This is a genomic window from Bacillus sp. SJS, from assembly GCF_000732485.2.
Lineage (GTDB): Bacteria > Bacillota > Bacilli > Bacillales > Bacillaceae > Metabacillus_B > Metabacillus_B sediminis.
Genome location: NZ_JAQV02000023.1, coordinates 1 through 13,019, shown reverse-complemented (window position 1 = coordinate 13,019; position 13,019 = coordinate 1). Strand labels below are relative to the sequence as shown.

Genomic DNA, 13,019 nt, shown 5'->3' with positions numbered 1-13,019 from the left:
CACCTGACATTCTATAAAAGTTATTCATTGAAAACGTATTCAATATCTACTTTCATTGTAGAGGTGTGAACAGGGGATGACAATGGTAAAATAGTTAAGAACTTAAGGTATTTTTTTGCTTGCGGGGAATCCTGTTGCTTCGTATGGCTTCAACGCATATTTGACTTTTGCGTCATAATCATTCAATCCATAAAACAATCTTTTTTTGCTTGGAGGGGGATCTATTATGTCAGATTCACAGTACAGAGCGGTCGCCTTCCGCTTTAAAGAGGAGTCAATTAATCATCTTGCTCAGCTCTGGTCAGTCGGGTGGGACTTGCAGTCATCTCCGATTTATTCCTGGAGCGGTACAGAGCGCAAGGATCTTGGCAAGGTCATTTTTCAGGTCACCTTATCCGGCTATGGGGAAATTCAAATAGATGGCAGGACGCATCGTGTTCAGCCCGGTCAGGCTTTTATTGTAAAAAGCCCGAGTGATTACCGTTATTATTTGCCTGAAACAAGCGAAAAGTGGGAGTTTATGTATGTAACGCTTTTTGGCAAGGAAGCGGATCGCTGCTTCGAACACATTAAGGAAAAAACGAACCAGGTCATCCGGTTTCATCCTGAATCTGTTCCAGTCAAGCTTGTTAAACAGATCTATGATGAAGCCAACAGCAAAAATATAACGTCCGCTTATAAAGGCTCAAGTCTTGCTTATCAATTCATAATGGAGCTTTACGAATATGTATCTGCGATGGACAGGGAAATGGAAGACTGGCCTGAAAGCATAGTCAGTGCTGTCCTGTTTGCCAGACATTCGTACCACAATCCCATCGGTCCTGATGAAATGGCGGATGCCTCCGGGCTCTCCCGTTACCATTTCACAAGAATCTTTAAGAAAAATACAGGTCTCACACCGATTCAGTATTTAACGAATATCCGCATTGCAAAGGCGCTTGAGCTTCTTTCCCACACCAAATATACAATTGAGGAAATTGCTGTACTAGTAGGCTATACGAACGCAAATTATTTAAATAAGGTGTGCCGGAAAGTTACAGGTAAATCCCCAGGACAGCTCAGAAAAGAAAAAGCCGGGTGGCAGCAGGATAAATTCATTCAGGAATAGACTTACGCATCAATTTCAATCGTCAGCGAACCCTTTGAGTGGACAATTTTCATGCTGGTCCCAGGCGTCATAATATTTTCAAAAATATCCTTGGCCGTTTGAAGAGCAAGCTCCATCCGTTCCGCTTTCTCCGCTTCTTCTTCGTTCAATTCACTTTGACGAAGGGCGGAAAGCACTTGCTCGTGGTCTTTCTCCAAACGCTCATAAATTTCATCGTATAAGGCTTGAATTTTCATCGCGCTCACCTGCTTCTCATCCATTTGTGGCCTATTATATCATGATTTAGAGGACGAAAAAAAAACCGCCGGACCCATGTCCGGCGGCACTCCTCGTTATCCATTTGCAAATCCGGCTGATGAGAAGAGTACATAGACGGTAATCATGGCAACAACCGCCGCAAAGCCCATTGGATACAGGAGCTTCCAAGGCGTCATATCCACGACCTTCTCATCTTCAAGCTCATAGACCGTGTCCTTAGGCCAGATCTTTCCGATCAGGAGCATCAGTCCGACACACAGAACAAACAATACAGCAAGAATGTGAAGGAAATGAATTCCCGTATCCCAAACAAGCTGGGTGATTGCATAAACCGAAATGAACAGCGCCAGCGAAATTTTCGCAGCAATGGCCGGCACCCGTTTCGTTGCATATCCAACAATGATAATGGTCAGAATCGGCACATTATAGAATCCGTTTACAATCTGGAGATACTGGAAAAACCCTTGTGGAACAAACATGATCAGCGGTGCCACACACATGGCAAATATAGCAAGAAACGTACCGACAATTTTCCCGTTTTTGACAACCTGTGCATCCGTTGCATTTGGGCGAATAAAAGGCTTGTAAATGTTTAACGCAAAAAGTGTAACCGATGAGTTTAATGCAGAATTAAAGGAGGATAATATCGCTCCAAACAATACGGCTGCAAAGAACCCGACAAGAGGAGTAGGAAGTACATGGTTTACAAGCTTCGGATAAGCCTCCATCGGTTCCAGTCCAGGACCAAAGATATTATAAGCGATGATTCCCGGCAGGATTAGAAAGACAGGTCCCAAAAGTTTCAGAAATGCTGTAATGACAAGCCCTTTTTGCCCCTCTTTCAGATTTTTGGCGGCAAGCGCCCTTTGAATAATATGCTGTGCTGTTCCCCAATAAAAAAGGTTAACAAGCAGCATTCCCGTAAACATCGTACTGAAAGGAACAGGATCCGTATTGGATCCGATTGAATTCAATTTTTCCGGTGTATTTTCAGCTATAGATTGGAAGCCCGCAATCGGTGAACCATCTCCAAGCATTGTCAATCCAAGGAACGGAATTAGAAGTCCTCCAATGAGCAGCCCTATTCCATTTATCGTATCGGACACTGCGACCGCTTTCAAACCGCCAAATATCGCATAAATCGATCCAATAATTCCAATCGCCCAAACCATTATCCAGATTGAGGTTTCATAGCTGACACCGAACACTTCCTGCACATTAAAAATCGAGCTTAATGCTGTCGCTCCTGAATACAAGATGGGAGGAAGAAGATTAAGGACATATCCAAACAAGAAAAGGAGCGTAACAATCTGTTTTGTTCCGCTGTCGAACCGTTTTTCAAGAAAATCCGGGATGGTCGTAATTCCTCCCTTTAAATAGCGCGGGAGCAAGAAAAAGGCTACTAAGACAAGCGCGATTGAGGATCCAACCTCCCAGCCCATCACTGACATATTAAACTTATAACCGTCTGCATTCAGCCCGACTAGCTGCTCAGTTGATAGATTTGTCAGCAATAAAGAACCGGCTATTACCCAGGCCCCAAGGCTCCGGCCGCCAAGGAAATAACCATCTTGGGTATCCAGTTTTTCATTTCTTGTAAGGAAATAAGAAATGACAGCCACTAAACCCGTAAAAAAGATAAATGAAAATATTGTCAATACATTCATGCAACCAGCTCCTAGATGTGTAGTTAACGCTTTCAAAATGACTTGTGCGCACTTTATTAAATTAATAAACTATGAATAATCTTCAGTGCTTCCCATTTTATAAACGCTTTCACATTCCGTCAACCGGGCTAAAATTGCTCGTTTAGAGGACATTTTTGCTTGAGGGGAAAAGCTGCATGGAGTTATTGAGCGGAGGATACTGGGTTTGATGCTGCTGCGGGAAGGCCGCTTTGTCTGACGAACTTGTCAGACAAAGCTCTGCTAAAAAAAGCCATCCAACTCTGGATAGCGGGTATACTGCTTATTTATTATGTTTCATGTAGACGAGTGTCCTCCTGATTCCGGCTTCGTATGATGTAGCTGGAATGGGGCCGATAAAGTTTTGATATTTTTCCCCTGAGAGGATGACTGGGTTTTCGTATAAATACATCATTTCTCTCATTTCCTTCATATTCCGATCAAACAGCCCCATCAGCCAAATGGTCCTTTTTCCTATCTTCATCACTGATTTTGTATAGCCGCCTTCCCTTTGGAATAGCTGCATCCAGTCCTTCCCGCTAATCACACCTGCACCCGGAATGTTCCAGTTCTGACCGAAGGCTTCCTCCTTCATTGCCAATGCAACGGCTGCCTTTGCACCGTCCGGCGTGTAAATGTATTCTCTCTTCCTATTGAGTTCCCCAATAAAAATGGTTCTTTTATTTAAAGAAATCGGTTTGAGTGTTTGATGAAGGAGTGTATTTTCAGCATTTGGTCCATAGTAATCCGGAAAATGAAGGATCATATAGCTGACTCCTGATTCCTTAACCATTTTTTCAAGAGAAAGGCGAATCTGCCCTTTTTTAGTATGAGGACTTTTTTGCGCTGTTTCTTCTACTTTTTTGCCATTCTGCATTCCATAGGCGTAAATATTATCAATAATAATGAGTTTAGCGTATTCAGCTTTAGCCGCATTGATTGCATTCTTCATAATAGCTGGGTGTCCGTCTGTCCAATCTGGATAAGGTACACTTACTGTATGAAAAATCAGATCTGCTCCTTTGCAGGCTTTAAGGATATCCCCTTCTGCATATGCATCACCGGTTTCAATCGCCACTCCATCTTTCCCCCCAAAATGCCGCTCCAATTTGGCTTTATTCCTGGCAAAGGCTGTGACCTTGAAGCCATTCTCAATCAGTTCGTTAACAAGGGCGTATCCCATTCCTCCTGATGCTCCTAAAACGGCTGCATGTTTCATAAAATATCATCCTTTTGTTTTTATTTAACCAGTGGTCAATAATGAGTAAAAAGCAGGCCGCAGAGTAATCTGCAGCTAAGATTTCGGAACTAATGAATTCATTAAAAACTGCACATGTTGATCGGCCATCTCTCTTGAATCCTCAAACTCCATGCCCGTTTTGCTGTAATGAGTCACAAATCCATGAAGCGAAAGGAAAATGGACCAGATTTGCGAAACCGTGACGCTGCCTGAAGAAAGCTTGTATATGGATTGAGCAAACTTTTCATAGCTTAAATTCGGCTCCTCCGCAAAGTAGCTCTTCACTTCCTCATCTTTTATGAGGAACATCACTTCATAATGACTTTGATGAGTCAGTCCGAATTCAATGTATCCGAATAATATGCTTCTCAGCTTCTCTTCATTGGAAGACTGTTTCTTCTCAAGGATCCCATCCAGCACCTCATTTAGTAATTGAAAGTCCTCACGCACCATCGCATAAAAAAGTTCGGCCTTGCTCTTGAAATGGTAATAAATAGATCCATGGCTGTAACCGAGCTCGGCTGCAATTTTTCTCATGGAAACATTCTGATACCCTTCCTCTACAAAGAGTTCCCTGGCTGAAGCAATAATGATGTCTCTAGTTAGTTCCTGTTTAACTGCTTTTCTTGCTGCCACTTTTACACCCCGATTTATTAACCACTGTTCAATTATTAATTTACCTTTTTTTCCATCCAATAGCAACCCCTTTTCTCCCTCACGCAGGAATCTTTATAACAGACCGATCAATTGGTATAATAAACTAGATAGATAAAAGGTTAATTTGGATGGAGGTACAACATATGAATATGCCTAAAGCATTAACCATTGCCGGTTCGGACAGCAGCGGCGGAGCAGGAATCCAAGCTGATCTGAAAACCTTCCAGGAGCATGGTGTATACGGAATGTCTGCTTTAACTGTGATTGTCGCGATGGATCCCCATAACGAATGGCACCATCAAGTCTTCCCGGTTGAGCTCGATGTGATAAAGCCCCAGCTTTCTACAATCGTCGAAGGCATTGGTGCGGATGCAATGAAAACCGGCATGCTGCCGACTGTGGATATCATCCGCCTTGCAGCCGACACAATTAAGAAACATGATTTAAAAAATGTAGTAGTCGATCCCGTTATGGTGTGCAAAGGAGCAGATGAAGTTCTGTACCCTGAGCTTGCGGAAGCACTGCGCGATATTTTGACACCGGCTGCTACCGTTGTGACGCCTAATCTTTTCGAAGCTGGACAGCTAAGCGGTATTGGAACGATTACAACAGTAGAACAGATGAAAGACGCTGCAGCAAAAATCCATGCATTAGGCGCTCCTTTTGTCCTTGTTAAAGGCGGCGGAAAGCTTGACCATGAAAAAGCAGTTGACGTGCTTTATGATGGAACGGATTTTGAAGTCCTGGAAAGCGAACGAATCGACACGACTTACACTCATGGCGCAGGATGCACGTACTCATCGGCAATCACTGCCAACCTCGCTAAAGGCATGGACGTAAAAGAAGCCATTTATGAAGCAAAAAAATTCATTACAGCAGCCATTAAGCATTCTTTCCCGCTGAATGAATACGTAGGACCTACCAACCATGCAGGCTTGAGACTGCACGGAGAATAAATAACGAAAAACAGCCCGGTTAGATGGATGGGCTGTTTTTTTGTTTGGATGTGTAGTGGGGTGAGTTATGGTGAGGATAGGGATGCTTGGCATTGTGCTTTTTCCGGTTGATGCCTGGCATTGTGCTTTTTATCCCTGTGTTGCCTGAGATTTCCTTTTTGCCTGGCATTGCGGTTTTGCCTGGGATTTCGGTTTTAACTGGCATTGCGGTTTTGCCTGGCATTTCGGTTTTAACTGGCATTGCGGTTTTGCCTGGCATTCTTGCCTGGGATTGGAGTCTTTTTACGGTGCTGCCTGGGATTAATATGACGGATTTATGATCGAAAGTCACATATATTGGTTTGAAACTGCTACAATGGCTAGTCAACGTAGCTCAGATAAGAAAATTTGGTGCTAGAATCGGGATGAATTGGGTTATTTCGGTACGCAGTTGGGGGGCAGCTAATGAGATATCGGCTATTCTGAGCGGATATCGACCGAAATTTAAATATATCGGCGATTATTTCAATATATCGGCGAAAATTTTAATATATCGACGATTATTTCGATATATCGACGAAAATAAGGCGGATATCGACTTTTCGGGAGGATTCGACAGAGATCGCAGCGCCTTTTTTTGTTGGATCCCCTTCCGCAGCCAACTCGATCCAGTACAGTCCTATAATTGAGCAAGCACCGCCTGGTCTTAGCTTTATTTAAATATCCGCAATCTCCCCCTGTCAAAATAAAGTCCAGCCAAACGTTTAGCTAGTAAATACTACATACAATCAAACGAGTATTCCTTCTACCCATGAGACCGGAAATTTACCAGGGGTTACCTCAATCTCGCAGACGCAGCGATTAGCATGAGCAGGTAAAAAGGAAGCGTCCCTTTCTTCTGCACACAGTTAAAAACTTCATGAAGTCTGTGAGCATAAAGAGGTTACCGTGATTCTGAATAAAAAAGCCCGGCTGCTGAATAGCGAATCTTTTTCCCGGCTGATGCCTGGCATTCTTCCCAGTAACCTCACCTTTCAAGTTTCCTATAACCCTTTTTACCATGATTAACATCGAGTTCACAAAACACCTAGTTATCCACAAATTTATGAAGCTTTCGTTATTATTTTGTAAATTGTTAGATATACACAGGTGAAAATGCCTTTACAAACATTTTATCCACAGAACTTATCAACATATCCACAAAAGTTACCCACATTTTGTGTGGGTACATGCGTTCCCTACTATATCTGCACTTGGTATTTTAGTCATACACAAGTTGTTCACAGGTTTTCAGTTATTAACAAGGAATCGGAAAGGGCTGTGGAGAATGTATGGGGGAAGAACGGGTAAAAACTTTTGTGAACTTTCATTTTTTTCCTATGCTAGTGGCTAGAACAATAGAAAAATTCGGGGGAACCTGCTTCAATGCCAGAACTTTTCTTACTATTTCTCATTGCTTATGCAGTCTGCTTTATCCTGTTTTCACTTTTGTTTTCCTTGTTATATGTATTCTTAGGTAAAAAGAATCCACTAGGCCAGGCTGCTGAAGATGTCGTGGATCTTCTCATTTTAACCCCTGCCGGATGGATGATTTCAATTTTATACTTTTTGTATCTGGTGGCAGCTTTTCCTTTTTGGTGGTTCTCCAGACGAAAATAAAGAACAAGCCCCCGGTTATAATGGGGGCTTGTTCTTTATTTATTATTAAAGCCTTTCTTTTGCACAAATTCTTTCATGTACATCCTTTGAGGGTGCGCTAGCATTTGCGCCATTTGGCCGGTCCATGTATCAGAGCGCCTTCCGTCTGTACGTTCATTATAGTAAGCAGACACGGTTTCGTTATACTCTTTCAGCTGCTCTTCGTATTGCTCTCCGGTGTCATAGTGGTCTTCAAAATAAACATGGTTAAATGGAAGCCGCGGTTTAACATCCGGGTTTTGATCAGGATAGCCAATTGTCATTCCAAAGAGCGGAATGACCCGCTCAGGAGTTTTAAGAACACTTGATACTTCAGGAAGATTGTTTCTTAATCCCCCGATATAGCAAATGCCAAGTCCCATCGATTCTGCAGCGATTGCTGTATTTTGGGCAGCGAGAGCGGCATCAATAATAGCTACCATGAATTTTTCCGTGCTTTCAATGGATTCGGTAACTTCCTGTTTCTCCATTTCTCCTGCTTTTTCGTGGCGGTACAGGTCTGCACAGAATACAAAGAAGTGACCGTTATGAGCAACATATGACTGGTTTCCTGCAAGCTCAGCCAGCTTTTGCTTCGTTTCGGGATTTTTCACACCGATGATCGAATAGGCTTGAATATTGCTGGATGTAGAGGCAGCCTGCGCGGCTTTCACAAGGAGTGATATTTGTTCGTCCGTTAGGGGACGATCCTGAAATTTCCGTATTGAGCGGTGATTTAAGATGGTTTCAATGGTTGTATTCATTTGATTCAATCCTTTCTCATGCAAGTCGGTTAGAGCTATAGATCGTTTTATATTTTTAGCTTTTCTTCCATAACAAAGCTGCATCCTCATGAATTTCCTGATTAAAGAGTAGCGGAGTTGATTGCCCTCCGTCAAACAATTGAATTTGAGCCGAAAAAAAAATCCCCTTCAGAGATCGAAGGGGTTCTTTATGTTTTCGGGAAGGTAAAGCCTTCTCCGAATACATCGCGAACGTCATGGATTACGACAAACGCTTTGTCATCAATTTTATGAACAATTTTTTTCAGCTGAAACAGCTCTTGTTTATTAATGACGATATAGAGAATATCGCGCGATTCATTCGTATAGCTGCCTTTTGCAGAAATGACCGTGACACCCCGGTCCATATCTTCATTAACCCGGCTCGCGACTTCATCCGCATGATCAGAAATAATAGTAGCGGCTTTTCTTGTATCGAAGCCTTCGAGAATATAATCGAGCACTTTTGTACTAATGTAGATAGAGATTACGGTATACATGGTATTAGCAGCATCTATGACAAAATAAGAGCTTAGCACCACAATCATATCGAACAGCAGCATCGAGCTGCTTACACTCCAGCCAAGATATTTTTGAGTCATTCTCGCAAGAATAGCCGAGCCCCCGGTTGTACCGCCTGCGCGAAGAACGAGTCCGAGACCGACACCGATGAAAATGCCGGCAAAAACAGTTCCCAAAATGGCATCTTCAACTGGTGCTGCCATTCCTTCCGTTAGATGCAGGAAAACGGAAGTGAACACAATTGAGATGATAGAATAATAGGTTACACGCTTACTCAGTAAGCGAAAGCCCACTGATAGCAAAATACCGTTCATAATGAAGTTGGTGATGCCAGGGGACCAATGAAGCACATAGTAAAGAAGCATCGAAATTCCCGTTACGCCGCCTTCACCCAGCTCATTTGGGATGGCAAACAGATTAACCCCAATGGCAAAAAAGAAAGATCCTATGATGAGCAAGCTGTATTCTTTAATATTTGTAAGCATAGTTGTCTCTCCTCGAAGATTTTCGTAAAAAAGGCCGGTGTCCGGAACAGATCTATTCCGTGCAGCGGTCTTCGGAATCACTGAACAGACCTGCCTCCTTCAGACCTCAGGCTTCAAGTCTGTCCAATACTATAGCACCCTCTAAGGCGATTATCAACACTCAGAAGGGTATTAAAATTCTTCCATTTCCGTTTGTTTCGTTTCTCTCCCCAAAAATGCAACGGAAAGCACACCGATGATGATGGAGAAACAGAAAATGGTAAAGATTGTTCCAATTTCAACATTCATTTTAATCAGATATCCAACAAGCAGCGGTCCCAATATTCCACCGATTCTTCCGAACGAGGCCGCCATCCCTGATCCGGTTCCCCGAATGGAAGTTGGATACTGTTCAGGGGTGTATGCATAGAGCGCTCCCCATGCCCCTAGATTAAAGAAGGAAAGAAACATTCCTGACGCAAGAAGCAGCGCTGGTGTTTCTGCATTTCCAAAGAAATAGGCACTCAGAGCAGTACCTGACAGGTAAACAATCAGGACAAATTTCCTGCCCTTTTTTTCAATCAGCCAGGCCGCACTGAAGTAACCTGGGAGCTGAGCAAGAGTCATAATAAGGACATATTCAAAGCTTTTAATTAAGGTGAATCCTTTCATGGTCATGACGCTTGGCAGCCATAGAAACATTCCGTAATAGGAAAAAACCACAGAAAACCATAGAATCCACAGCATAGCGGTGCGTTTTTTGTACTTCCCGCTCCATACCTTTGCTACTTTTTGCAGCATCGTTTCCTGGTCTTTTTCCTGAACAGCCTTAAACGCTTTGGAATCCGGTAGATTCCATCGTAAATATAGAGCATAAAATGCAGGAAGTGCACTGATGACCAGTGCTGTCTGCCAGCCAAAGCGCGGAATGATAAAGAAGGCAATCAAGGCTGCAAGGAGCCATCCGCCCGCCCAAAAGCTTTCTAGAAGTACAACAATGCGGCCTCTTTCATGCGGTTTCACACTTTCTGAGACAAGCGTCGAGGCAACCGGAAGCTCGCCGCCTAAACCCATTCCTATGATAAATCGCAAAACAAGAAAAACCGGCAGCGCCCAGGCAAGCGCGGATAACCCGCTTCCCACTGAAAATAACAGAAGAGTGATAATAAAAACGTTTTTTCTGCCGATGCGGTCCGCCATCAAACCAAAAATGAGAGCACCGACTGCCATCCCGATTGAATTGACCGAGCCGATCCAAGCCATTTGATCCGGTTTCAGCTGCCACTCCACCGCAAGCGCGGCGATAATAAATGAGAGGAGTCCAACATCCATTGCATCAAACATCCATCCCATTCCTGCTATTCCTAAAAGCTTCCGTTTCGAAAGCTTTGTTTGATCATTCATATGTAACACCCTTCTTTTTCAAAATTCTTCTTTATTATGTCACAATCCGATATTTTAGGAAATAAGAATAGCAGCGGAATATTCCCCTTCAAAGTTTCCCTGTTCCAGCATGCTGCTTTCAGATAAGAAAAGAATACTATTATTTGACAAGGAAAGAAGCTATTCTAAAAGAGCAGCATCATAATTGAACGAATGAGGTGCCATATCTTATGGAATTTAAACTAGAAAAATTAGAGGGATATACTCCCCAAATAGGCCATCTTGTCACACAAATGGAATATGCCAGAAAAACAACATTGGAAGCAGTAACCGGTTTAACAACCTTCGAATTAGATTTTTTACCAATCAAGGATGGGAATAGTATCGGAGCCCTGCTGCTGCATATGGCAGCAGTTGAAAAAGGGTTCCAAATAGAGATTTTTGATGGAAGAAGCCCGAATGAGCAAGAGATGGCAGAATGGGGTGCACCGTACAGTCTGGGAGCAGAAGGAAGAAAAAGTATCAAAGGATATCATTTGGAATACTACATTTCCAAGCTTGAAGATGTCAGAAACAGAACAATGAGCGAATTTGCTGCTTTAAATGATGACTGGCTTTACGAAAATAGAGTATGGGATCACCACCCGTCTAATAATTATTTCATCTGTTTTCACGTATTTGAGGATGAAATCAACCATAGAGGTCAAATAAGGCTGATTAGGAAAATGCTGACTCATAAATAATGAGGTATTCCGTTTTACGGGCCTGGTTACCTAATACAGCGTTTTTCAGTGAAATGGCTATATTAAGTAACCGTCTCAAAATACCAGCAACCCTTATTGAATAACCGTACCCTGAGCAGGGATGGGGTTTTCTTTCAGCATTCTGGCGAAATGCATCAGGTTAAATGCCAGCATTTGCACATGCTGTTTTGTAAATTCATTTTTATATCCTTCCGCTTCAATAAAAGAAGGTCCTGGTCCAGCCTCTCCCACCCAATATGTATCAACATTTGGAGGAACGGTAAGTCCCATATGCGAAAGACCGTATAAAATGGATTTAGCCGCATCTTTTGCTCCATCCTCATTCCCAGTTATAACAACTCCGCCGACTTTGTTGTAATAGATGGATTGTCCTTTTTCATTGGTCAGGCTGCTTCCGCCATACAGCCTCTCCATAACCATGGCTGCAATGCTGCTCTTCTCCCCAATCCAAAGAGGGGTGCCTATAATTAGAATGTCCGCCTCTTTCACTTTTTCAAAAATCTGCGGCCATTCATCTCCTCCGCCCATATCATCGGAGATTCCAAAAGCTACGTTATAATCAGCTACCCTGACTGTCTCAGTAAATACTCCTTCACGCTGCATAATGCCGGTTACCTTTTTAACTAACGCTTCCGTATTTGATTCTTCATCACCCTTTTTCAGGGAACAGTTCAATACCAATGCTTTTAATGTCATTTTTTTGTCCTCCTCAAAGTATATAGTTTAAAAATTCCACAAATGAGAAATGCTAAACGTAAAAATAGGCAAATTTTCTCAAACAAAATTCTTTAATTATCAGAATTTTGTGATATACTAGTTGTAACAGAAAGTTCACAAATTGTTCTTTTCTCTGTCACAATTGGTCAAGTTATGTAAGCGTTAACAAATTTGACAAGGAGGTAAGTGAAATGGATGTGTTCGTGGTTTATCTTTTCATCGCGACAGCAACTCCTTTATTTCTCTGGCCTGAACGAAAGAGATTAGCAATCATCCATATTCCATTTATTGTTGGAATGTGGGCTTACTTTCTCCTCTATCTCAGCGGAAGCTTAAATTTCATCGACCACTACGTCCTCAATATGATCTTCGTCGGCAATGTCGTATTTGCCCATATCGCAGCATTCCTGATTTATGCCTTCCCAATCATTAAGCGTGAGCATGAGAAGAAACACGCTCCAAAATCACCAATCATTGAATAGGCCTTGCATCGAACGCGGTGCAGGGTTTTTTCTTGTTTTAGGCTGTTGCAGATTCACTTCTACTCTGTGATTGGACGTTCGCGCTTTTATCGGACACTCTTGGGTGGATATCAGACATTCTTGTCAGGATATCACCCGGCCCGCTCCGGATATCGGACACTTCCCCTCATTTATCGGACGTTCTCGCTTTTATCGGACACTCTTGAATGGATATCGGACACTCTCGTCAGGATATCGCCCGCTCCGCTCCGGATATCGGACACTTTGCCTCATTTATCGGACGTTCTCGCTTTTATCGGACATCCCTGGATGGATATCGGACACTCTTGTCAGGATATCGCCCGC

General features: G+C 42.8%; 13 protein-coding genes. 4 read left to right on the top strand and 9 right to left on the bottom strand.

Going from position 1 to position 13,019, the window contains the following annotated elements:
- Nucleotides 1-226: 226 nt before the first annotated feature.
- Entirely contained in the window at nt 227-1,108 is an 882-nt protein-coding gene (locus AS29_RS13535; protein ID WP_051860678.1) for an AraC family transcriptional regulator, read from the top strand.
- A 2-nt stretch (nt 1,109-1,110) separates the two neighbouring features.
- Here the strand turns inward: AS29_RS13535 and AS29_RS13530 are convergent, their stop codons facing one another.
- The 4 genes from AS29_RS13530 to AS29_RS13515 all read right to left on the bottom strand — a co-directional run bounded on the left by AS29_RS13530 (nt 1,111) and on the right by AS29_RS13515 (nt 4,927).
- Entirely contained in the window at nt 1,111-1,344 is a 234-nt protein-coding gene (locus AS29_RS13530) for a hypothetical protein (RefSeq protein WP_035407915.1), read from the bottom strand.
- A 96-nt stretch (nt 1,345-1,440) separates the two neighbouring features.
- Nucleotides 1,441-3,033, bottom strand: a complete 1,593-nt coding sequence (locus AS29_RS13525) for a solute:sodium symporter family transporter (RefSeq protein ID WP_035407912.1) — start codon at nt 3,031-3,033, stop codon at nt 1,441-1,443.
- 301 nt (nt 3,034-3,334) lie between these two features.
- Nucleotides 3,335-4,270 carry an NAD(P)H-binding protein gene (locus AS29_RS13520; protein WP_035407910.1) on the bottom strand — a complete coding sequence of 312 codons (936 nt, stop codon included), beginning with the start codon at nt 4,268-4,270 and terminating at the stop codon, nt 3,335-3,337.
- Nucleotides 4,271-4,345: 75 nt separating this feature from the next.
- Entirely contained in the window at nt 4,346-4,927 is a 582-nt protein-coding gene (locus AS29_RS13515; protein WP_035408235.1) for a TetR/AcrR family transcriptional regulator, read from the bottom strand.
- Nucleotides 4,928-5,091: 164 nt separating this feature from the next.
- On the opposite strand from AS29_RS13515, the gene AS29_RS13510 reads away from it, so the two are divergent.
- Complete coding sequence (locus tag AS29_RS13510; protein ID WP_035407905.1) at nt 5,092-5,904, top strand: bifunctional hydroxymethylpyrimidine kinase/phosphomethylpyrimidine kinase; 813 nt, start codon at nt 5,092-5,094, stop codon at nt 5,902-5,904.
- A gap of 19 nt (nt 5,905-5,923) precedes the next feature.
- On the opposite strand, the gene AS29_RS21425 is transcribed toward AS29_RS13510, so the two are convergent.
- From AS29_RS21425 to AS29_RS13485, 4 genes are all read right to left on the bottom strand, one after another.
- Entirely contained in the window at nt 5,924-6,145 is a 222-nt protein-coding gene (locus AS29_RS21425; RefSeq protein WP_156505952.1) for a hypothetical protein, read from the bottom strand.
- Nucleotides 6,146-7,577: 1,432 nt separating this feature from the next.
- Nucleotides 7,578-8,324: an oxygen-insensitive NADPH nitroreductase gene (gene nfsA, locus AS29_RS13495; protein ID WP_035408233.1), complete on the bottom strand. Its 747-nt coding sequence runs from the start codon at nt 8,322-8,324 to the stop codon at nt 7,578-7,580.
- A 188-nt stretch (nt 8,325-8,512) separates the two neighbouring features.
- Nucleotides 8,513-9,349: a YitT family protein gene (locus AS29_RS13490; protein WP_035408231.1), complete on the bottom strand. Its 837-nt coding sequence runs from the start codon at nt 9,347-9,349 to the stop codon at nt 8,513-8,515.
- 171 nt (nt 9,350-9,520) lie between these two features.
- The gene (locus AS29_RS13485; protein ID WP_035407896.1) at nt 9,521-10,732 is read right to left on the bottom strand and encodes an MFS transporter; all 1,212 of its coding nucleotides are present in this window, start codon (nt 10,730-10,732) and stop codon (nt 9,521-9,523) included.
- Nucleotides 10,733-10,941: 209 nt separating this feature from the next.
- Here AS29_RS13485 and AS29_RS13480 point away from each other — a divergent pair, with 209 nt between their 5' ends.
- Nucleotides 10,942-11,454: a DinB family protein gene (locus tag AS29_RS13480; protein ID WP_035407894.1), complete on the top strand. Its 513-nt coding sequence runs from the start codon at nt 10,942-10,944 to the stop codon at nt 11,452-11,454.
- Nucleotides 11,455-11,547: 93 nt separating this feature from the next.
- On the opposite strand, the gene AS29_RS13475 is transcribed toward AS29_RS13480, so the two are convergent.
- Nucleotides 11,548-12,171 (bottom strand): flavodoxin family protein, encoded by a 624-nt coding sequence (locus AS29_RS13475; RefSeq protein ID WP_035407891.1) that lies wholly within the window; start codon nt 12,169-12,171, stop codon nt 11,548-11,550.
- Nucleotides 12,172-12,383: 212 nt separating this feature from the next.
- Here AS29_RS13475 and AS29_RS13470 point away from each other — a divergent pair, with 212 nt between their 5' ends.
- The gene (locus AS29_RS13470; RefSeq protein ID WP_035407889.1) at nt 12,384-12,674 is read left to right on the top strand and encodes a spore morphogenesis/germination protein YwcE; all 291 of its coding nucleotides are present in this window, start codon (nt 12,384-12,386) and stop codon (nt 12,672-12,674) included.
- The last annotated feature ends 345 nt before the right edge of the window (nt 12,675-13,019 follow it).